The organism is Streptomyces sp. SID10853, from assembly GCF_010548145.1.
GTDB lineage: Bacteria > Actinomycetota > Actinomycetes > Streptomycetales > Streptomycetaceae > Streptomyces.
Genome location: NZ_JAAGLN010000046.1, coordinates 1 through 20,483, shown reverse-complemented (window position 1 = coordinate 20,483; position 20,483 = coordinate 1). Strand labels below are relative to the sequence as shown.

Annotated in this window: 20 protein-coding genes and 1 riboswitch; of the genes, 10 read left to right on the top strand and 10 right to left on the bottom strand. The window is 70.9% G+C overall.

Annotated elements, in window-relative coordinates; translation table 11 throughout:
• Positions 1 to 83 precede the first annotated feature (83 nt).
• A complete protein-coding gene (locus tag G3I19_RS12185; protein WP_164263079.1) occupies positions 84 to 953 on the bottom strand; it encodes a chitosanase in 870 nt (289 codons plus the stop codon).
• Positions 954 to 1,185: 232 nt separating this feature from the next.
• Here G3I19_RS12185 and G3I19_RS12180 point away from each other — a divergent pair, with 232 nt between their 5' ends.
• Both G3I19_RS12180 and G3I19_RS12175 read left to right on the top strand, forming a co-directional pair.
• Complete coding sequence (locus G3I19_RS12180) at positions 1,186 to 1,887, top strand: alpha/beta hydrolase (RefSeq protein ID WP_164263077.1); 702 nt, start codon at positions 1,186 to 1,188, stop codon at positions 1,885 to 1,887.
• A 62-nt stretch (positions 1,888 to 1,949) separates the two neighbouring features.
• Positions 1,950 to 2,044, top strand: a riboswitch (TPP riboswitch).
• Positions 2,036 to 3,448, top strand: a complete 1,413-nt coding sequence (locus G3I19_RS12175; protein ID WP_164263075.1) for a cytosine permease — start codon at positions 2,036 to 2,038, stop codon at positions 3,446 to 3,448. Its footprint overlaps the riboswitch before it by 9 nt.
• Here the strand turns inward: G3I19_RS12175 and G3I19_RS12170 are convergent.
• On the bottom strand, positions 3,445 to 3,987 hold the full coding sequence (locus tag G3I19_RS12170) for a TIGR03086 family metal-binding protein (protein WP_239074201.1): 543 nt from the start codon (positions 3,985 to 3,987) through the stop codon (positions 3,445 to 3,447). The genes G3I19_RS12175 and G3I19_RS12170 overlap by 4 nt on opposite strands.
• 219 nt (positions 3,988 to 4,206) lie before the next feature.
• On the opposite strand from G3I19_RS12170, the gene G3I19_RS37445 reads away from it, so the two are divergent.
• Entirely contained in the window at positions 4,207 to 4,365 is a 159-nt protein-coding gene (locus G3I19_RS37445) for a hypothetical protein (protein ID WP_164263071.1), read from the top strand.
• The gene (locus tag G3I19_RS12160) at positions 4,362 to 5,891 is read left to right on the top strand and encodes a YfcC family protein (RefSeq protein WP_164263069.1); all 1,530 of its coding nucleotides are present in this window, start codon (positions 4,362 to 4,364) and stop codon (positions 5,889 to 5,891) included. The genes G3I19_RS37445 and G3I19_RS12160 overlap by 4 nt, the downstream gene beginning before the upstream one ends.
• Before the next feature lie 18 nt (positions 5,892 to 5,909).
• On the opposite strand, the gene G3I19_RS12155 is transcribed toward G3I19_RS12160, so the two are convergent.
• The 4 genes from G3I19_RS12155 to G3I19_RS12140 all read right to left on the bottom strand — a co-directional run bounded on the left by G3I19_RS12155 (position 5,910) and on the right by G3I19_RS12140 (position 11,051).
• Positions 5,910 to 6,677, bottom strand: coding sequence for an aspartate/glutamate racemase family protein (locus G3I19_RS12155; RefSeq protein ID WP_164263067.1), 768 nt, complete (start codon positions 6,675 to 6,677; stop codon positions 5,910 to 5,912).
• Positions 6,678 to 6,762: 85 nt separating this feature from the next.
• Positions 6,763 to 8,247 (bottom strand): NCS1 family nucleobase:cation symporter-1, encoded by a 1,485-nt coding sequence (locus G3I19_RS12150; RefSeq protein ID WP_343235077.1) that lies wholly within the window; start codon positions 8,245 to 8,247, stop codon positions 6,763 to 6,765.
• Positions 8,248 to 8,647: 400 nt separating this feature from the next.
• Entirely contained in the window at positions 8,648 to 10,267 is a 1,620-nt protein-coding gene (gene aceB / locus G3I19_RS12145; RefSeq protein ID WP_164263063.1) for a malate synthase A, read from the bottom strand.
• A gap of 214 nt (positions 10,268 to 10,481) precedes the next feature.
• Positions 10,482 to 11,051, bottom strand: a complete 570-nt coding sequence (locus G3I19_RS12140) for a nucleotidyltransferase family protein (protein ID WP_164263108.1) — start codon at positions 11,049 to 11,051, stop codon at positions 10,482 to 10,484.
• A gap of 281 nt (positions 11,052 to 11,332) precedes the next feature.
• On the opposite strand from G3I19_RS12140, the gene G3I19_RS12135 reads away from it, so the two are divergent.
• Both G3I19_RS12135 and G3I19_RS12130 read left to right on the top strand, forming a co-directional pair.
• Entirely contained in the window at positions 11,333 to 11,641 is a 309-nt protein-coding gene (locus G3I19_RS12135; RefSeq protein ID WP_164263061.1) for a DUF5955 family protein, read from the top strand.
• Entirely contained in the window at positions 11,641 to 11,997 is a 357-nt protein-coding gene (locus G3I19_RS12130; RefSeq protein ID WP_164263059.1) for a VOC family protein, read from the top strand. The genes G3I19_RS12135 and G3I19_RS12130 overlap by 1 nt, the downstream gene beginning before the upstream one ends.
• On the opposite strand, the gene G3I19_RS12125 is transcribed toward G3I19_RS12130, so the two are convergent.
• Both G3I19_RS12125 and G3I19_RS12120 read right to left on the bottom strand, forming a co-directional pair.
• Positions 11,966 to 12,610 carry a response regulator transcription factor gene (locus G3I19_RS12125; RefSeq protein WP_164263057.1) on the bottom strand — a complete coding sequence of 215 codons (645 nt, stop codon included), beginning with the start codon at positions 12,608 to 12,610 and terminating at the stop codon, positions 11,966 to 11,968. The two genes, G3I19_RS12130 and G3I19_RS12125, sit on opposite strands and share 32 nt — an antisense overlap.
• A gap of 40 nt (positions 12,611 to 12,650) precedes the next feature.
• A complete protein-coding gene (locus G3I19_RS12120; RefSeq protein WP_164263055.1) occupies positions 12,651 to 13,856 on the bottom strand; it encodes a sensor histidine kinase in 1,206 nt (401 codons plus the stop codon).
• A gap of 135 nt (positions 13,857 to 13,991) precedes the next feature.
• Here G3I19_RS12120 and G3I19_RS12115 point away from each other — a divergent pair, with 135 nt between their 5' ends.
• Both G3I19_RS12115 and G3I19_RS12110 read left to right on the top strand, forming a co-directional pair.
• On the top strand, positions 13,992 to 15,032 hold the full coding sequence (locus tag G3I19_RS12115) for an ABC transporter permease (RefSeq protein WP_164263053.1): 1,041 nt from the start codon (positions 13,992 to 13,994) through the stop codon (positions 15,030 to 15,032).
• Entirely contained in the window at positions 15,029 to 15,706 is a 678-nt protein-coding gene (locus tag G3I19_RS12110; protein ID WP_164263051.1) for an ABC transporter ATP-binding protein, read from the top strand. The genes G3I19_RS12115 and G3I19_RS12110 overlap by 4 nt, the downstream gene beginning before the upstream one ends.
• Positions 15,707 to 15,959: 253 nt before the next feature.
• On the opposite strand, the gene G3I19_RS12105 is transcribed toward G3I19_RS12110, so the two are convergent.
• Complete coding sequence (locus G3I19_RS12105; RefSeq protein WP_164263049.1) at positions 15,960 to 16,763, bottom strand: IclR family transcriptional regulator; 804 nt, start codon at positions 16,761 to 16,763, stop codon at positions 15,960 to 15,962.
• 297 nt (positions 16,764 to 17,060) lie between these two features.
• On the opposite strand from G3I19_RS12105, the gene allB reads away from it, so the two are divergent.
• Positions 17,061 to 18,398: an allantoinase AllB gene (gene allB, locus G3I19_RS12100; protein ID WP_343235075.1), complete on the top strand. Its 1,338-nt coding sequence runs from the start codon at positions 17,061 to 17,063 to the stop codon at positions 18,396 to 18,398.
• Positions 18,399 to 18,624: 226 nt separating this feature from the next.
• On the opposite strand, the gene G3I19_RS12095 is transcribed toward allB, so the two are convergent.
• Positions 18,625 to 19,374, bottom strand: a complete 750-nt coding sequence (locus G3I19_RS12095; RefSeq protein WP_164263045.1) for an SDR family oxidoreductase — start codon at positions 19,372 to 19,374, stop codon at positions 18,625 to 18,627.
• A gap of 175 nt (positions 19,375 to 19,549) precedes the next feature.
• Between G3I19_RS12095 and G3I19_RS12090 the strand changes: the two genes are divergently transcribed.
• Entirely contained in the window at positions 19,550 to 20,380 is an 831-nt protein-coding gene (locus tag G3I19_RS12090; RefSeq protein WP_164263043.1) for an AIM24 family protein, read from the top strand.
• Positions 20,381 to 20,483: the final 103 nt, after the last annotated feature.

Below are 20,483 nucleotides of genomic sequence, written 5' to 3'. Positions count from 1 at the left end.
GGTGCGAGTGACCGAGGCATGACATACGGGGCGCGGCCCGCACCACTGGTGCGGAACGCGCCCCGCCCCTGTCCGCGGCCCGGTCAGCCGATGCTGTACGGGTCTCCGTAGACCTTCCAGTTGAGCGGTGTGTGCAGGTCGAGGTTGCCGTCCTTCAGGAAGACGCGCTGCTCGGTGTCGACCCGGCTGGTGTCGCTGTGGGCCTCCTCCTGCTGCATCGCCCAGACGCGGGCGTCGAGGAAGGCGTTGAGATACGTGGTCTCGTCGCCGCCCTGGGCCGGGGTCTTGGCCTTGGCCAGCGCCCTCTTGCGGATGGAGCCGAAGCTGGTCTTGTCGTCGCCGTCACCGTGCATGACGATGGCGTCGTAGTAGGCGAACTGGCCCAGGACCCCGATGCCGTCCGTCTTGCCCTGCTTGACGGCCGGGTCGAAGTAGACGCGGTCGCGCTCGTCGTTCTGCGCCGTCTGGAACACGGCGTCCTTGGCCGCGGTCTTCCAGGCGCTCTCGAAGGCCGAGCCGAGCCCCGAGTGCGAGTCGCTGCCGTTGACCTTCTCCAGCGCGGGGAGGTATTTGGCGAGCGGGTTGCCCGGCTCCCGGTCGGTGTACAGCTTCACCAGGTCCAGCATGTCGCCGGTGCCCGAGCAGAACCCGATGATGCCGGCGGTGTAGCCGCGGCCGTCTCCTATGTCCTCGATGTACTTGTACTGGGCCTTCCAGTCCAGCGAGGAGTTCTCGGCGCTGGAGACCAGCTTCATGGCGATCTCCTTCTTCGCCGGGTCGTCGAGTCCGGTCGCGGCGACGGCCACCTGCTGAGCGCGGTGCGAACTCGCTTGCTCCGCAGGGGCGTTGGCGGCGTAGGCGGTGGCCGGTACGGCTACCAGGGCCAGTCCGAGCACGGTGCGCGTGATGATCCTCTTGCTGCGTCCAGCGGTGGTGCGGTGGGGGGCTTTCACCGGTCCTCCAAGGGGAGTTGGTGCGTCGGCGTTCTGTTAGGAAGCTTTCCTATCAGCTGTTCTGAGGGTCGTACACCCCTGGGGACGGGGGAGTTGGGCGAAGCGTGCGCGATCAGGTTCGATCCGGTCATGGGGAATGGCGTATTTTGCCCTGATGTGACTCTACGTGTCCGGGGCGCTTCCATATGCGACGTGGCGTGGGGGCCGGGCCGCGCGCTGTAGCGTCTGCGGTATGGACGATCACTCAGCGGCCGACGATCACTCCGTGGTCGATGTCGGCGACGTACGGCTCGCATACCGCGCCTGGGGCGACCCCTTCGGCGCGCCGGTGGTGCTGCTGCACGGGCTCGGCGGCTCGTCCGCGACCTGGGAGGAGACCGGCCGGGCGCTCGGCGCCGAGTGGCGGGTGTACGCCCTGGACCTGCGCGGACATGGAGAGAGCGACTGGCCGGACGAGTACTCGTTCGAGCTCATGCGCGACGACGTCCTGGGGTTCCTGGACGAACTGGAACTGGAGCGTGTCGGGATCGTCGGCCACTCCATGGGCGGTGTCGTCGCCTATCTGCTCGCCCAGGAGCACGCGGACCGGGTGGAGCGGCTCGTCCTGGAGGAGACTCCGCCGCCGTACCCCAGGGAGATGGCCGAAACGGCGAGTCCCGAAGGGCCGGTCGACTACGACTGGAACGTGGTCTCCGCCATCAGGAACGAGATCGGGCGGCCCAGCCCCGAGTGGGCCGAACGGCTCGGCGAGATCGTCGCCCCGACGCTGATCGTCACCGGCGGCCCGGACAGTTCCATGCCGCAGGGGCGGATCTCCGACATGGCGGCGGGGATCCCCGACTCCAGGGTCATCACGATCCCGGTCGGCCACACCGTGCACGCCCTGGAGCCCGCACAGTTCTCGGCCGCGGTCAGCGACTTCTTCACCAGCTGAGCCGCGCACGGCCGCCCACCCTCACCGCGGACAGCGTGACGCCGCGCGTTAGCCTTGCAGTCGTAACGGACACGGGGTGCCCCGCCCAGGGGCTGAGATCACACCCGCCGAACCTGAACCAGTTAGTACTGGCGGAGGGATGTCGCTCATGTCATTGCCACCTGCTCCCAGCAGCACACCGGCCACCGGACCGCAGTCCGTCTTCGACGGCCGGATGCCCGCCGAGCCCGGCGACCTGCGGATCGAGGCCCGCGGAATAGCGCCGGTGCCCGGCCATCACCGCTACGGCGGCCCGGGACGGCTGTTCACCGTGTGGTTCGCCCCGAACCTGACCATGACCGGGGTCTTCACCGGCACCGTCGGTATCGCCCTCGGCCTCGATCTGCCCACCGCGCTGGCCGCCGTGGTGCTGGGCACCCTGACAGGCGCTGTGCCCACCGCGTACCTCGGAACCTGGGGCAGCCGCACCGGCGCGGGCCAACTGCCCCTGGCCCGGCTCGCGTTCGGCCGGTCCGTCACGGTGCCCGGCCTGCTGCAGTGGCTGTCGTCGGTGGCCTGGGACGCGCTCATCGGACTGTTCGGCGGGGACGCGCTGGCCCGGCTCTGCGGCTGGCCGTTCTGGCTGGGCGTGCTGCTGATGATGCTGGGGCAGGGGTCACTCGGCGTACTGGGCTACGAGGCGATCCACCGGCTGCAGAAGCTGATGACCTTCGTACTCGCCGCCGCGTTCGTCGCCCTGGCCTTCAGACTGCCGGACAGCGTCCACACCGCGGCCGGCAGCGCGCACGGCGCCGACCGCGCGGGCGCGTTCATCCTGACCAGCACCATCGCGCTCAGCCTCGCGCTGTCGTGGGCCCCGTACGCCAGCGACTTCAGCCGCTATCTGCCGCAGAACACCTCCCGCCCCCGCATGTTCTGGTACACGCTCCTCGGTGTGAGCGTCTCCTTCGTGGCCGTCCAGTCACTCGGGCTCTGGGGGGCCGCCGTCTTCACCGACCAGACCGCCCGGGGTGTCGACCGGCTGCTGGGCGGCGGTGTGCTCGGCGCGCTGGGGCTGCTGGCCGTGGCGCTGGCCGCCCTGTGCAGCAACGCCATGAACGACTACAGCGGCTCACTGGCCCTGCAGACCATCGGCCTGCGCGTCCCGCGCCCGGTCGCGGCCGCGATCGCCGCCGTACTCGGATTCCCGCTGGTGCTGTGGATGCACGCCGCTGACACCGCGGCCCGCTTCCAGAACGTCCTGCTCTTCGTCGGCTACTGGATTCCCGGCTTCGTCGCCGTCGTCGCTGTCGACTGGTTCGCCCGGGCCCGCACGGGCGAAGGGGTCGACCCGACCACGGAGAGCGTCCGTACGCGGTCCGGCCGGCCCGCGCTGGTGGCGTTCTGCGCCGCGTTCGCCGCGGCGGTGCCGTTCATGAACACCGGCCTCTACACGGGCCCGGTGGCTTCCGCACTGCACGGCGCCGACCTCGCCTACTACGCGGCTTTCCTGACCGGGCTCATCGTCTACGCACCCCTCAGGCTGCGCCGCCACCGGACCCCGCCCCCGCACAGCCTCTAGGGTTTCCAGTCCGGGCTGCGCCCGCTGAGTCCGATCACCCGGTCGACGAACGGGGCGTCCCGTGCGACCCCGACGGCCGGGCCGAAGGCCGGAGCGCGTGTCGGGCTGTCCGGCTGCCCGAGCAGCGCGTACGAGACACCCAGGCTCGCCGGATCCGGTGCGTACCGCTGCCCGGTCGCGCGGGCCAGGTCCCAGCCGTGCACCACCAGCTCGTTGAGCGCGATCCGTCCGGCGACCACCGCGGGCAGGGTGAAACCGCCCGCTCTGGTCTCGCCCTCCCATGCCGCGGGGGAGTGCCAGGCCGCGATCAGGTCCGCCAGCTGCCGGGGCAGCGCCGTGCGCCAGTCCGCGGCCAGCTCGGGGTTGGGCACTGTGCCAGGCGCGGTGTCGGTGAGCGGCCCGAACTCCTTCTTCGCCGCGGCGCAGAACGCCACCGTCAGTCCGGAGACATGGGCGAGCAGGTCCCGTACCGCGTAGTCCGGGCAGGGCGTGCGGTCACCCAGCTGCCCGTCCCCGACGGCGCCGGCGAGCTCTGCCATGTGCCGGGCCGGTGGTTCCAGATCGGGCCGCCCGCCGTCCTGGTTCTTGGGGCCGTCCGCGTCCGTCGCTTCTGTGTCCGTTTCGATGTCCATACCCTTGAGACCGGATCCGGTACGAGAACTCATCGGTCGCCGCCCGCCCGCCGTGGCAACATGCGCCCCCGCGCTCCCTGTGGTCCCGTTGGCGCAGAATCCTCCGGAGCGAACAGGGGCTGCACGATGGAGCTGGGACCCAGGACCGACGCCTCCCCGGCCGGGCACACCGCGCAGACCGTCGTGCCGTACGCGCGGGCGAGCGGGCCCGTCACCCGCTCGGCCGCACCGGGTCCGGTCCATGGGCCCGCGGCACCGGGCCCGGGCCATGGGGCCGTCGCGTGAGCACCGTCCAGACCCGGCAGGCCCCGGAGGGGAAGCCACCGGGAAAACGCGGATTCGTCTTCCCGAGCGCCCTCACCGTCCTGGCCGTCGTCACCATCGCCGTCTGGGCCCTCGCCTTCCTGATCCCGCCGGGCGAATACCGCAGGAACACATCGGGGGCGCCCATCCAGGGCACCTACCACCGGGTCGCGTCCGACCGGGGAATCGTCCACCGGCTCAACGATCTCTTCCTCTCCCCGGTCAACGGCCTCTACGGCGTCCAGGACGCGAAGACCGGCCAGGTCGGCCCCACGATGGCCGGTGACCTGTACGGCAGCGCGGGCGTCTTCCTCTTCGTGCTCGCGATCGGCGCCTTCATCACGGTCGTCTTCGCGACCGGCGCGCTCGACCTGGGCATCGGCCGCCTCGCCCACCGGCTCCGCGAGCGCGGGGCGCTGCTCATCGCGGGGGTGATGCTGGTGTTCGCGCTCCTCGGTACGGTCGAGGGCTTCGCCGAGGAGACCCTCGGCTTCTACGGGCTGATCGTCCCGCTGATGCTGGCGCTCGGCTACGACCGGATGGTGGCGACCGGCACGATCATCCTGGGCGCCGGAATCGGTGTGCTGTGTTCCACCGTCAACCCCTTCGCGACCGGGGTGGCTTCCTCCGCCGCCGACATCTCGCTGGGCGACGGCATCGTGCTGCGCGGGCTGATGTGGGTGGTCCTGACCACGGTGACCATCGCGTACGTCATCCGCTACGCGAGACGGGTGAGCCGCGATCCAGGGCGGTCGCTCTCCGGCTTCCTGCCGGGCGACCGCGAACAGAGCGCCACCGGGGCGGCGGAGCCCCCGCCGCTGACCACCCTGCACAAGGTCATCCTGGTGCTCGTCACCCTGACCTTCGCCTTCATGATCTTCTCGGTCGTGCCCTGGGCGAGCGCCCTGTCGGGGGACGCCGACGCCACCCCGTACGGATTCGAACTGGGCTGGTCCTTCCCGCAGTTGGCCGCTCTCTTCCTGGTGGCCGGGGTGCTCGTCGGGATCGTGGCCCGGCTCGGCGAGCAGAAGCTGAGTGCGACGATCGTGCAGGGCGCCGCCGACTTCATCTCGCCGGCGCTGGTGATCGTGCTGGCCCGCGGTGTCACGGTCATCATGAACAACTCGCAGATCACCGACACCGTGCTGCACTCCATCGAGGGCCTGGTCTCCGGCACGTCCTCGTCGGTCTTCGCGTTCTTCGTCTTCCTCGTCAATCTGCCGCTGGCCTTCCTGATCCCCTCGACCTCGGGCCACGCCACGCTCGCGATGCCGATCCTCGCGCCGCTGGCCGACTTCGCCGGGGTGCCGCGCGCCCTGGTCGTCACTGCCTGGCAGTCGGCGAGCGGCTGGATGAACCTCTGGGTCCCGACCACCGCCGTCACGATCGGCGGGGTGGCGCTGGCGAAGGTGGGTTACGACAAGTACCTGCGGTTCGTCTGGCCGCTGCTGGCGATCCTGTTCGTACTGATCGGGGGCTTCGTCGCGGTGGGGGCGGTGTGGACGTGACGCGCGGTCCTGGACCGCTCAGCCGTGCGCGTCGGCGTGGCCGGCCGCCGGGCCCGCCTCCGCGAAGGCGGCGCCGGGCCAGCCGGTGACGCGCTTGGGCCTGGGGCCCGCGTAGGTGCGCACCTTGGACGTGGAGAGGCCGAGCCTGACCAGTGACTCGGCCACGGTGACGGCGGCGCCGACACCGTCCACGACCGGGACACCGGTGCGCTTCCTGATCTGCTCGTCCAGCCCCGCCATGCCGCCGCAGCCCAGGCAGATGACCTCGGCCCTGTCCTCGGTCACGGCACGTTCGGCCTGCGACACGATCGACTCGACGGCGGCGGCCGGGTCCTCCTCCAGCTCCAGCACGGCCAGGCCGCTGGCCCGCACCGACGCACACCGGGCGTCGAGCCCCGCGAGCTTCAGCCGGTCCTCGATCAGCGGGACCGTCCGGTCGAGCGTGGTGACCACCGAATAGGTGTGTCCGAGGTACAGGGCGGTGCTCGCCGCCGCCTCGGTGATGTCCACGACGGGCACCGACAGCAGCTCCTGGAGCCCCTCCCTGCCGTGCTCGCCGTAACCGGCCTGGATGACCGCGTCGAAGGGCTCCGGGTAGGAGAGGACCCGGTCCATGACGGCGATCGCCGCGAGATAGCTCTCGAAGTTCCCCTCCACGGACTCGGCTCCGAAGCGCGGGGTCAGGCCCACGATCTCCGTGCCGGCCGACGCCACCGACCTCGCCTGTGCGGCGATCGCCTCCGTGATCGATTCGGTGGTGTTCACGTTGACGACGAGTATGCGCATGGGGGTACCTCACAGATGGTGCGCAGCGGGTGCGCGGCTGGATCGGGTGGGCCGGTGTTCTCCCGTACGGGCGCTGCCGCCCGTGTCAGTGCACGCTCGGCACGGCGATGGCCGCGCCGGGGACGTCCTGGTGGCTGACGTTCCGCTCGGAGACGGCGACGTACACGGCGGCGGCGATACCGGCGCCGATGAACCAGGCGAACGGCGCGACGGCGGAGAACAGCGGTACGAGGGCGCAGACGACGGCCGCGACGGCCGCCGGCACGAAGGCGGCGATGGCGCGCAGATTCACGCCGCGTGTGTAGTGGTACGCGGCCGACGGCTCCATGGTGTACAGCTCGGGCACATTGACCCGGCCCTTCCTGATCAGCCAGTAGTCGGCGATGATCACGCCGAACAGCGGGCCGAGGAAGGCACCGAGACCGCCCAGGAAGTAGTTCACGACGGTCGGGTTGTTGTAGAGGTTCCACGGCAGGATGACGATGCCGATGACACCGCTGACGATCCCGGCCCGCCGGAAGTCGAGGTGCTTGGGGAAGAGATTGGCCAGCGCGTATGCCGGGGCCACGAAGTTGGCCATGAGGTTCACCGCGACCGTGAGGATGATCAGCGCCAGGCAGGCGAGCACCACGAACCAGGTGTTGGGGATGGCCTGTACGACGTCCGCCGGGCTGTTGATGACCTTCCCGTTGATCCGGAACTGCGCCCCGGCCAGCACGACGGTGATCGTGCCGAAGAGCATGATGTTCACGGGAATGCCGCAGAAGTTGCCGATGGTGATCGACTTCTTATGGGTGCAGGACCGGGTGAAGTCGCAGAAATTCAGCGCGAACGTGCCGTAGATGGCGACCCACAGCGAGGCGCCCGCGAAGATCTCGCGCCACATCTTCCCGCCGCTCAGCGGGTGGTTGTTCGACAGCGCGATGGAGCCGCCCGCTTTCCAGAACATCCAGACGGCGAGCGCGGAGAGCGTGAACAGGATGACCGGCCCCGCGAACGCCTCGTACTTCCGGACCATCTCGATGCCGTACATGAGAATGCCGATCTGTACGCACCACAGGAACCCGAAGGAGATCCAGCCGAGCGTCGACAGACCGAGGAAGGAGTTCTCGGACAGCCCGGCCAGCGGGTGGTGCAGCGTGATCAGCAGAACGTTCAGCACATGGGACGCGAGGTACGTCTGGATGCCGAACCACGCGATGGCGACGGCGCCGCGGATGAGAGCGGGGATCTGCGCGCCCCGTACACCGAAGCTGATACGGCTCATGACCGGGAACGGGATGCCGGTCTTCTGGCCCATGTACCCGGAGAGGTTGAGTATCCCGAAGAGCAGTGCGGCGCCGATCGCGAGAGCGAGCAGCACCTGCCAGGCGCCGAGCCCGAGGGCGAACAGCCCGGTGGCGAAGGTGTAGTTGCCCAGGCTGTGCACGTCGTTCGCCCACAGGGTGAAGATGTTGTAGCTGCCCCAGCGGCGCCCGTGGACCTCGGTCGGCGCCAGGTCGTCGTTGTACAGGCGGGGGCTCAGCGGGGGTGCGCCGGCGATGTCGGCAGCGATATCGGTGGTGCCCACGGCCGGTGTCGATCGGGGCGGTTCCACGGGCGTGTCTGCACTCGTCACCGGGCCACTCATCCTTGAATGAATTCCACAATGTGGAATATGGATATCGGGATGCGGCAAGGCTAGATTCGTCCAAGTGGGCTGTCAAGGGTTTGTGGTTTTCCCGAACTTGCCTGGTGGGCGCGGTCGTAGACGCGTCGCGGAGAGGCTGCGGAGGGGTCGCGGAGGACTCGCGGATGCGCGTGGGGTGAGGGGCCGGGGCGTTCCGGAGGGATTTCGTCCGCTTTATTTCCGCCCACTGTGGTTCATCGCGCGGGACCGGTCAACGCAGCCGGGGAAACGAAAACCGGGGCAGTCCCGGGCGCCGTGCGGCGCCCGGGACTGCCCCGGTCGGATGCGTGGTGGTGCTCGGTTATCCCAGCTGCTCGTACGCCGGCAGCGTCAGGAAGTCCGCGTAGTCGGCGTCCAGGGACACCGTCAGCAGGAGGTCGTGTGCCTGCTGCCACTTGCCCGCGGCGAACGCCTCCGCGCCGATCTCCTTCTCGATCGCGGTGAGTTCGTCCGCCGCGATCTTCCGGGCCAGCTCCGCCGTCGCGTGCTCGCCGTTCTCGAAGACCACGTTCGCGTTGATCCACTGCCAGATCTGCGAGCGGGAGATCTCCGCCGTCGCGGCGTCCTCCATCAGGTTGAAGATGGCCACGGCGCCCATGCCGCGCAGCCACGCCTCGATGTAGCGGATACCGACCTGGACCGCGTTGACCAGGCCCTCGTACGTCGGCTTGGCGTCCAGGGAGTCGATCGCGATCAGGTCACCGGGTGCCACCGCGACGTCCTCGCGCAGCCGCTGCTTCTGGTTCGGGTTCTCGCCGAGGACCGCGTCGAACGACTTCATGGCGATCGGCACCAGGTCCGGGTGCGCGACCCAGGAGCCGTCGAAGCCGTCGGCGGCCTCGCGGTCCTTGTCCGCCTTGACCTTCTCGAAGGCCACCTTGTTGACCTCGGCGTCGCGCCGGGACGGGATGAAGGCGGCCATACCGCCGATGGCGTGTGCGCCGCGCTTGTGGCAGGTGCGCACCAGGAGCTCGGTGTACGCGCGCATGAACGGCGCCGTCATCGTGACCAGATTGCGGTCCGGCAGGACGAACTTGGAGCCGCCGTCGCGGAAGTTCTTGACGATGGAGAACAGGTAGTCCCAGCGCCCGGCGTTCAGCCCGGAGGCGTGGTCGCGCAGCTCGTAGAGGATCTCCTCCATCTCGTACGCGGCCGTGATCGTCTCGATCAGGACGGTCGCGCGGACCGTGCCCTGCGGGATGCCGACGTAGTCCTGCGCGAAGACGAAGATCTCGTTCCAGAGGCGCGCCTCCAGGTGGGACTCGGTCTTCGGCAGGTAGAAGTACGGGCCCTTGCCGAGCTCGATGAGGCGCTTGGCGTTGTGGAAGAAGTACAGGCCGAAGTCGACCAGCGCGCCGGGGACGGGGCGGTCGTCGAGGACGAGGTGGCGCTCGTCGAGGTGCCAGCCGCGCGGGCGCACCACCACGGTGGCGAGTTCGTCGGCGGGCTTCAGTGCGTACGACTTGCCGGACTTCGGGTCCGTGAAGTCGATCCGGCGCTCATAGGCGTCGGTCAGATTGAGCTGGCCGGTGACAACGTTCTCCCAGGTGGGGGCGGACGCGTCCTCGAAATCTGCGAGCCAGACCCTGGCGCCCGAGTTCAGGGCGTTGATGGTCATCTTGCGGTCGGTCGGGCCGGTGATCTCGACGCGGCGGTCGTTCAGCGCGGCCGGAGCCGGTGCGACCTTCCAGCTGTCGTCGTCGCGGACGCTCGCGGTCTCCGGGAGGAAATCGAGCGAGGACGTCCGGGCGATCTCGGCGCGGCGCTCAGCACGGCGGACGAGCAGCTCATCACGGCGGTGGGTGAACCGCCGGTGCAGCTCGGCCACGAAGGCCAGGGCCGCATCGGTGAGGACCTCGTCCTGCCGCGGCAGGGGCTCGGCATCGACGATGGCCAGCGGAGACGGCGCTGGTGCGGACATGAGCTGTCACTCCTTCAGCGGGCAGTACCTGACGGCCGCAGGACTCTCATGGTGGCACGGAGTGCCATGGGGTCGCGATACGGTCGCGGGCGCTCTGTGAGGCACAGAGCGCTTCTGACGTGTGGATACTAGTTTCCTCATGGTGGAAGTTCAACGCTGTGTTGACATCGAGATTCTTCGGATCGACAGAAGTCGTCGCAGAGTGCCAGGCCGGTCACTCCAAGTGGAACAGGTCTTCGACGGTGTCGATGTCGTACTCCTCGGCGATATCGGAGCACTCCACCAGGGTGATCGCATCCTGGTGGGCCCTGAGGTAATCGCGGGCCCCGCGGTCCCCGGCCGCCGTCCGGGCGATGTCCGCCCAGCGCTCGGCGCCGAAGAGCACCGGATGGCCGCGCCTGCCCCCGTACGCGGCGGCCACCAGGCTCGTCGCGGAACCGCCCGCCTCCCGTACCCGGGCCACCGCTGCCGCCCCGATCCCCGGCTGGTCGACCAGCAGGACGAGGGCGGCGTCCGCGCCCGACCCGGCGAGCGACGTGAGCCCGGCGCGCAGCGACGACCCCATGCCCTCCTCCCAGCGCGGGTTGTCGGCCAGTACGCAGCCGGACAGCTCGGCCCGCTTCCGTACGTCGTCCGCCGCGGCGCCCAGGACGACATGCACCGGTCCGCAGCCCCCTTCGCGCAGCACCCGGACCGCGTGCTCGACCAGTGGCCGGCCGCGGTGTTCGAGCAGCGCCTTGGGGCGTCCGCCCAGCCGGCGGCCCCCGCCCGCCGCGAGCAGCAGTCCGGCGACCACCGGGCCGGCCGTCCGGTCGTGCCCGTGACCGTGTCCCGGCTCCGGGGAACCCGTCCCCGTGTCTGTGTTGTTCACTTGGTTCCGCCTTCGTGTCGCATCGGGACTGGATACCTCATGGACACCACCCCGTCCGGCTGAATTCCCGTCGTGGAGTGGCGAGAACGACGCGCGGTGGCGTTAACTGACTCGTGACCCGCGGTGTCCGACCAGCGCCACACGGTCGATCAACCGTAGGGAATGGCCAGCACAGAGTTGTGCGAGGGGGAGCTTTGTTGCGAAGTGCGGGGCAGAAACGCGTCACGGGCGCCGGTGCGGATCCGAGAGTGACGGAGCTCAGCTCGTCGGTCACCCGCCTCCGCCGTGAACTGGCCGCCCACCCGGCCCAGTTCCCCGACCGTGCCATCGCCGAGGACGAACTGGCCGCTCTGGAGGCGATGGCCAGGAGCGGAGTGCCGGAGATCCTGCGGCTGCGTCGCTCGCTGCTGCTGGTCGCCGGCGCGATCGGTTCGGTCAGCGCACTCGCGGTCTCCCTCTCCGAGGTGCGGAACGCGGTGGAGCTCTTCGGCTCGGGCTCCTGATGTCCGTGCGCCGGGTGGTGCCGGACATCACGACGCGCTCCATGGCCGAGAGCCGGGACTTCTACGGTCTGCTCGGGCTCGGCGAGGTCATGAACCACGGCTGGGTCATGACGCTCGCCTCGTCCGTCAACCCCACGGCGCAGCTCACCCTCACCACGCACGACGCGAGCGCCGCCGTGCGGCCCGACCTCTCCGTCGAGGTGGACGACGTGGACGCGGTGCACACGGCGGTGCTGGCCTCGGGGGCGGAGATCGTGCACCCGCTGACGGACGAGGAGTGGGGCGTACGGCGGTTCTTCGTACGCGATCCGAACGGCCAGGTGGTCAATGTGCTGAGCCACCGGCACGCCGGATGAGCCGCTTCGCCGAGGCCACGGCCACCGCTGACGTACGGGAGTCCACACCCAGCTTCGCGTAGATGTGCACCAGATGGGACTTCACCGTCGCCTGGCTGAGGAACAGCGCCTTGCTGATCTGCTGGTTCGACAGGCCGTCCCCGACCAGCTGCAGCACCTCCAGCTCCCGCCGGGTGAGCGACTCGCCGGGCGCCCGCATCCGGTCCATCAGACGGTGAGCGACGGCGGGCGCCAGCGCCGAGCGCCCCGCCGCCGCCGTCCGCACGGCGGCGGCCAGCTCCTCCGGCGGGGCGTCCTTCAGGAGATAGCCGCTGGCACCGGCCTCGACCGCGGCCAGGATGTCCGCGTCCGTGTCGTACGTCGTCAGCACCAGGACCCGCGGCGCCCCTTCGACGGCGGCGATGGCGGCCGTGGCCTCCGAGCCGTGCATGCCCGCGCCGAACTGGAGGTCCATCAGGACCACGTCGAACTCCCCGGAAGCGGCCAGCTCGACGGCCTGTTCGGCGGTAGCGGCCTCCCCGGTCACCCGGAAGCCGGGCTCGGTGTCGAGGACGGCGCGCAGCCCGGCCCTGACCACCGGGTGGTCGTCCGCGAGGAGGAGCCGGATCGTCATGGGGACACCTTTTCCGTCATGTTTTCCGTCGTGTTGTCCGTCATGGGGACACGCCTTCGGACGTGGGCGCCTCTTCGGATTCGGGCAGCGGCAGCGTGACCGCGACGGCCGTCCCCTGGCCCGGTGTGGACTCGACGGCGAAGGTGCCGCCCAGTGACTCGACGCGCGACCGCATGGCGGGCAGGCCGAAGCCCGCGTCGCCGGACGCGGCACCGGCGGACAGCGGATCGAAGCCGGACCCGTCGTCCACGACGTCCAGCGCGACGGCGGTCTCCATGAAACTCAGGGTGATCTCGGCGCGGGACGCCCCGGCGTGCTGGACCGTGTTGGCCAGCGCCGACTGCGCGATCCGCAACAGCGCCACCTCGTACGGGGTGGGCAGCTCGACCGGCGTACCGCTGGTCGAGAAGCGGACACGGGGTCCGGGCCCGCCGGTGCACAGGCGGTCGAGCGCGGCCGCCAGCGAACCGTGCTCAAGGGCGGGCGGTGACAGTGCGCGGACGAAGCGGCGGGCCTCGGCCAGATTGTCCTGCGCGGCCTGTCTGGCCTGTTCGATGTGGGCGGCGGCAGGGGCGTCGGCGGGCAGAGTGCGCCCGGCCGCCCGCAGCAGCAGCTGGATGGAGGAGAGACCCTGGGCGAGCGTGTCGTGGATCTCCCGGGCCAGCCGCTCCCGCTCGGCGAGGGTGCCCGCGGTCCGTTCGGCCTCGGCGAGTTCGGCCCGGGTCGAGATCAGCTCCTCGATGAGCCTGCGGCGGCTCTCGCTCTCGCGGTAGAGCACCTGGTAGCCGAGGACGGTGGCGACGGCGACCGCCGCACCGAGGAGCGGCCCGATGAACGCGCCCGGATTCAGCGCCGCACCGTGCCCCACATAGGCCGCGATGGCCGCACCGGCGGTGACCACCACGACCGGTACCGACCAGCGCACGGGCAGCAGATGCAGCTGGAGGAAGTACAGCGGGAACGCCACCCACAGCCCGTCGGGCGAGACCACGAGCAGCCCCAGCCACGCGAGACCCAGCACCCCGAGCCAGAGGGCGGCGGAAGGGCGCGAGCTCCGTACCGACGGCCAGAGCGTGCCCGCCGCGTACACCGCGCCCATGACCGCGGCCGCTGTCACCACCGCCGGCGCGTTCGCCGTGTGGTCGGTGAGGGCCCGCGCCGCGGCCAGCACCAGCAGCCCTGCCATCAGCAGATGGAGGCAGAGCCGCAGGACGAGCAGCGCCGGGGTCAGTGCACGAGGATCCATGATCCTCCCAGCCTAGGCGGATCGTCCCGGAACGCCCTCAATCGAAAGTTTGATTGCCGGCTCCGTCTTTTGATCCTCGCGAAGCCATCCGTGGCGCGATGCCCACGCACCCCTGTGGCCAGCAGGGTTGAGCACATGTTCGTTGCATGGAGAGATCTGAGATTCGCCCGGGGGCGGTTCGCCCTGATGGGCACGGTGATCGTGCTCATCACCCTGCTGGTCGGCCTGCTGTCCGGACTGACCGCCGGGCTGGCCAAGGACAACACATCGGCCATCACCAACCTGTCCGCCGACCACCTGGCCTTCGCCGCGCCGCCCTCCGGGCAGTCCGCGTCCTTCTCGGGATCGCAGCTGCCGGAGAGCGCCTGGCGGACCTGGGCCGCGCAGCCCGGTGTGAAGAGCGCGCAGCCCGTGGCCATCGACACCGCCAACGCCGAAGCGGGCAACCGTACGGCCGCGGTCTCCGACTTCGGGGTGCGGCCCGGCTCCGGGCTTGCGCCCGAGGACCCGGGGCGCTCCGGTGTGGTGCTGTCCACCGGCGCCGCGAAGGACCTGGGCGCCGCGGCCGGGGACACCGTCACGCTGTCCGGCAGGAAGCTGACGGTGAAGGCGGTCGCCGGGGACGACTCGTACAGTCACACCCCCGTCGCCTGGACCTCCCTCGGCAAGGGGGAGCAGGCCAGCGTGGTGGCCCTGACCACCGACGGGGCCGACATCGGCAAGGGGGACCGGGCGGCCCGTACGACGACGCTGACCCGGGACGGTTCGCTGGGCGCGCTCCCCTCGTACCAGGCGGAGAACGGCTCGCTCCAGCTGATGCGCGGCTTCCTCTTCGTCATCTCGGCCATGGTGATAGGCGCGTTCTTCACGGTCTGGACGATCCAGCGCAGCGGCGACATCGCCGTCCTGAAGGCGCTGGGCGCCTCCACCCGGTATCTGCTGCGTGACGCGCTCGGCCAGGCGGTGCTGATGCTGCTGGCCGGGACGCTGCTGGGCACCGCCATCGCCGGCGGGATCGGCGCCGTCGTGCCGGCGAGCGTCCCCTTCGTACTCGATCCGCTGACCGTCCTGGTCCCCGCCGCCGTGATAGTCGCCCTCGGGGTGCTCGGCGCCGCTCTGTCCATCCGGCGGATCACCGCCGTCGACCCGCTGACTGCTCTCGGGAGCGCACGATGACCCTGACCCTGGACGATGTGACACTGACCTACCCGGACGGGGACGGCCGGGTGGTCGCGCTCGACGAGGTGTCCCTCGATGTCCCGGCCGGTTCGCTGACGGCGGTGGTCGGGCCTTCCGGCTCCGGCAAGTCGAGCCTGCTGGCGGTGGCGGCGACGCTGGTGACCCCCGAACGGGGCCGGGTGGTCGTCGACGGCGCGGACACGGCCGCGCTGAGCCGGGCCGAGAAGGCGGTGCTGCGGCGTGAACGCATCGGGATCGTCTTCCAGCAGCCGAATCTGCTGCCCGCGCTGACCGCCGCCGAGCAGCTCCAGGTGATGGCGCATCTCGCGGGCCGGTCGACCGCCCAAGTCCGCGAGCGCGCGGTGGAGTTGCTGGACGCGGTGGGCCTCGCCGACCAGGCGGGCAGGCGTCCGCACCAGCTCTCCGGCGGTCAGCGGCAGCGGGTCAACATCGCCCGGGCGCTGATGAACGAGCCGTCGGTGCTGCTGGTGGACGAGCCCACCAGCGCCCTCGACCACGAGCGGGGCGCCGGGGTGCTGGACCTGCTGGTCACGCTGACCCGGGCGCGCGGGACCGCGACGGTGCTGGTCACGCACGACCACACGCACCTGGACCGGATGGACCGGACGGTGTCGATGGCGGACGGCCGGCTGACGGTGCCGGTCGGCTGAGCGCGCCGGACGCTGCGCCCGTCGGCCGGCCGAACCCGGCGGGTTGGTTGAGCCATCGGCCGGTTGAGTCCGTCGGCTGGTTGAGCCATCGGCTGACTGAGCCCATCGGTGGGTCGAACGCATCGGCCGGTTGAGCGCGCCGGTCGCCGGCCATGCCGGTCTGCCGGCCGTCCGGTTCGGCTGAACGTCCGAAAAACCTGACCGGATCCGCCGGGGCGCCCGCCGGACCGGATCCGCCGGGGCCCCCACGCGGTCAGACCTGCTGGGGCCCCGCGCTCGCGAGCGTGGTCGAGAGTTCCTGGGCGATGCCCTGGAGGATCGGCACGATCCGCTCGGTGGCCTCCTCCGTCACCCGGCCCGCCGGACCCGAGATCGAGATCGCTGCGGCCGTGGGGGAGTTGGGGACCTGGACCGCGAGGCAGCGGACCCCGATCTCCTGCTCGTTGTCGTCCACCGCGTAGCCCGCGCGCCGCACGACCTCCAGCGCGTCCAGGAATCCCTCGGGCGTGGTGATCGTCTTCTCGGTGGCGGCCGGCATACCGGTCCGTGCGAGGAGCGCCCTGACCTCGGGCGGCGGGGTGTACGCGAGGAGCGCCTTGCCGACGCCGGTGGAGTGCGGCAGGACCCGCCGTCCCACCTCGGTGAACATCCGCATGGAGTGCTTCGACGGGACCTGTGCGACGTACACGACCTCGTCCCCGTCGAGCAGGGCCATGTTCGCCGTCTCGCCGGTCTCCTCGACCAGCCGTGCGAGGTAGGGGCGGGCCCAGGTCCCGAGCAGCCGGGCCGACGACTCGCCGAGCCGGATCAGGCGGGGGCCCAGGGCATAGCGCCGGTTGGGCTGCTGGCGTACGTAGCCGCAGGCGACCAGGGTGCGCATCAGCCGGTGGATCGTGGGCAGCGGCAGACCGCTGGCGGCCGAGAGCTCGCTCAGGCCGACCTCGCCACCGGCGTCGGCCATCCGCTCCAGCAGATCGAAGGCGCGCTCCAGTGACTGGACGCCACCGCTCGGTGCTGCGGTCTTGGCGTCGGGTGCGCTGGCGTGGGACTGCGGCACGGCGGCGGTCCTTTCGAGGCGGGCGGGGCAAGGCGCCAGCCTACCGGGCCGTAGTCCGCGGTATCCCCCTAGGCGGCAGGCGTCGGGGCCGGTCAGGACCCCTTTGTCCGGATCAGGACGTCCGATGGGTACGATCCGGACCCAGAGCCACCACGAGAAGCACATTCCGGTGGTCGAAATTTGGCTTTTGCTTTGTGGAATCATCCAGGCGGCCGGTTCAGCCTTGACGAGTCAGGATGCGCGGCGAACACTCCATTACTGGAAGTTGAATTTCGCTATATGGAAAGAGGGGCCCGGGTGTCCACCACCGAACTGGTACTGCGCTCGACGCGTGTCATCACCCCCCAGGGGACACGCGCCGCATCGGTCGCCGTCGCCGAGGGGAAGATCGCAGCAGTGCTGCCCTACGACGCGGAGGTGCCGGACGGCGCCCGGCTGACGGACTTCGGTGACGACGTGCTGCTCCCCGGCCTCGTCGACACCCATGTCCATGTGAACGACCCGGGCCGCACCGAGTGGGAGGGCTTCTGGACCGCTACCAGGGCCGCGGCCGCGGGCGGGATCACCACGCTCCTCGACATGCCGCTCAACTCGCTGCCGCCGACCACCACCGCCGACAACCTGCGGACCAAGCAGGACGTGGCCCGCAGCAAGGCGCACATCGACGTCGGCTTCTGGGGCGGCGCGATCCCGTCCAACGTCAAGGACCTGCGCCCGCTGTACGACGCCGGCGTGTTCGGCTTCAAGTGCTTCCTGTCGCCGTCGGGCGTCGAGGAGTTCCCCGAGCTCGACCAGGAGGAGCTCGCCCGGTCGATGGCCGAGATCGCCGGCTTCGGCGGGCTGCTGATCGTCCACGCCGAGGACCCGCACCAGCTGGCCGACGCCCCGCAGCGCAGCGGCCCGCAGTACGCCGACTTCCTGGCCTCCCGCCCGCGTGCCGCCGAGAACGCGGCGATCGAGGGCCTCATCGCACTCGCCAGGCGGCTGGGCGCGCGCATCCACGTCCTGCACCTCTCGTCCAGCGACGCGCTGCCGCTGATCGCCGCCGCCAAGCGCGAGGGCGTCCGGGTCACCGTGGAGTCCTGCCCGCACTTCCTGACCCTGACGGCCGAGGAAGTCCCGGACGGGGCAACGGAGTTCAAGTGCTGCCCGCCGATCCGGGAGGCGGCCAACCAGGACGCGCTGTGGCAGGGGCTCGCCGACGGGACGATCGACTGCATCGTCTCCGACCACTCGCCCTGCACCACCGACCTCAAGACCCCCGACTTCGCCGACGCCTGGGGCGGGATCTCCTCCCTCCAGCTGGGCCTCCCGGCGATCTGGACGGCCGCCCGCGAGCGGGGCCACACCCTCGACGACGTGGTCCGCTGGATGTCCACGGCGCCTGCCGCGCTCGCCGGTCTTTCGGCCAAGGGCGCGATCGAGGCCGGCCGGGACGCGGACTTCGCGGTGCTCGCGCCGGACGACACGTTCACCGTCGACCCGGCGGAGCTGTACCACCGGAACCAGGTGACGGCGTACGCGGGCAAGACCCTCTACGGCGTGGTGCGCTCCACCTGGCTGCGGGGCGTACGGATCGCCGAGGACGGCGTCCCGGGCGAGCCGGTCGGCCGGCTGCTCGAACGCAACGGCTGAGCCCGCATCGGCTGGGCCCGCAACGGCTGGGCCCGCAACGGCTGGGCCCGCAACGGCTGGGCCCGCAACGGCTGAGCCCGCCGACCGCTGAGCCCGCGGCCTCCCCGTTCCGGGTGACGGTTCGCCCGGGTGCCGGTCCGACCCGGGTCCGCTCCGCGCGGGTGCCGGTCCGCCCCGGGTGACGGTTCGCACGGACCGGCACCCGGGGCGGTGGCCTATGCGGGTGCTACGCCGCGTGCCCGCCGTCCACCAGCAGCTCGGCCCCCGTCACGTACCCGGCCTCGTCGCCTGCCAGATAGGCCACCAGCGAGGCCACCTCGTCGGCCGTACCGAAGCGCCCCAGCGCCGTCGCCGCGCGCTGGGGCCCGGCGTACGGGCCGTCCGCCGGATTCAGGTCCGTGTCGACCGGGCCCGGCTGGATCACGTTGACCGTGATGCCCCGATCGCCCAGCTCCCGGGCGAGCGACCTGGTCAGCCCGGTCAGTGCCGCCTTGCTCAGCCCGTAGAGGGTGGCGCCGGGACCGCCCGCGAAGCGGGTCAGCGCCGAACCGGTCGAAATGATCCTGCCGCCCGGCCCGAGCACCGCCGCCGCGGCCTGTGAGCCGAGGAAGACCTCCCGTACGTTGACCGCGAGCGTACGGTCGACATCAGCCGCCGTGAGGTCGCCGACCGGGCCCAGGACGCCGACCCCGGCGTTGTTCACCAGGATGTCGAGCCCGCCGAACTCCGCCGCGGTGCGGGCCACGGCGGTCGCCGCGTCCGTACGCAGGGCGAGCCCCCGCCGGCCGGCTGCCCTGATCCCGGCGACGACCTCGTCGGCCGCGGCCTCGTTGCGCTCGAAGGTGATCGCGACGTCCGCGCCCTCGCGGGCCAGCCGCAGCGCCACGGCCGCCCCGATCCCGCGGCTGCCGCCCGTCACCAGCGCCACCCGGCCGTCCAGCGCCGCCCTGTCCGGAGTCCTGCCAGGAGAAGACATGGTGTCCCCCGCCCCTTCGTTCCGTCGGTAGTGTTCGCAGGTCCAGCAAAGCGGCGGACGGCCACCCGTACCGGCGGGAAACAGACCGCGAATCCGGAACCGGACGGCAGGTGCCGGCCGTTCACCTGCCGGTACGGACGTACCTGCCCCGCCACCGCCCCAAGGAGAACCGGCCGTGACCCTCCAGCAAGAGATCGTCGGCAATGCCATGCAGATGGCAGTCGTCAGCCTTCAGCCCGGCCAGACCGTCTACTGCGAGGCCGGGAAGTTCCTCTTCAAGACCTCGAACGTGAGCATGGAGACCCGTCTCTCCGGGCCCGGCGGTGGCGGCGGGCAGCAGCAGGGCCAGGGCGGTCAGCCGGGGCAGGCAGGCGGCATGGGAGGGATCCTCAGGCAGGCCATGGGCACCGCGATGCAGGTCGGCCAGCGGGCGCTGGCGGGGGAGTCGCTCGCCTTCCAGTACTTCGCGGCCACCGGCGGCGAGGGCACGGTCGGCTTCGCGGGGGTGCTCCCCGGCGAGATGCGCGCCCTTGAGCTGAACGGCACCCGCGCGTGGTTCGCCGAGAAGGACGCGTTCGTGGCGGCGGAGTCCACGGTCGACTTCGGGATCGCCTGGCAGGGCGGCCGGACGGGCCGCAGCGGTGGTGAGGGCTTCATCCTGGAGAAGTTCACCGGCCGCGGCACCGTGATCATCTGCGGCGCGGGGAACTTCATCGACCTCAACCCGGCCGACTTCGGCGGCCGTATCGAGGTCGACACCGGCTGCATCGTCGCCTTCGAGGAGGGCATCGAGTACGGCGTCCAGCGCATCGGCGGGCTCAACCGGCAGGGCATGATGAACGCCGTCTTCGGAGGCGAGGGCCTCTCCCTGGCCACGCTGGAGGGCGACGGACGCGTCATCCTCCAGTCGCTCACCATCGAGGGTCTCGCGAACGCCCTGAAGAAGGCCCAGGGCGGCGACAAGCAGGGCCCCACCGGCGGGCTCTTCTCCACGAACGCCGGATAGGCACCGCCGCACGGGCGCCGGACGGCAGTCCAGGAGCCCTGTGCGGCGCGGCCCGGCCGCACGGCCGTCGCACGGCCGCCGTGAGGCCGCCGTCCGGTGGGGC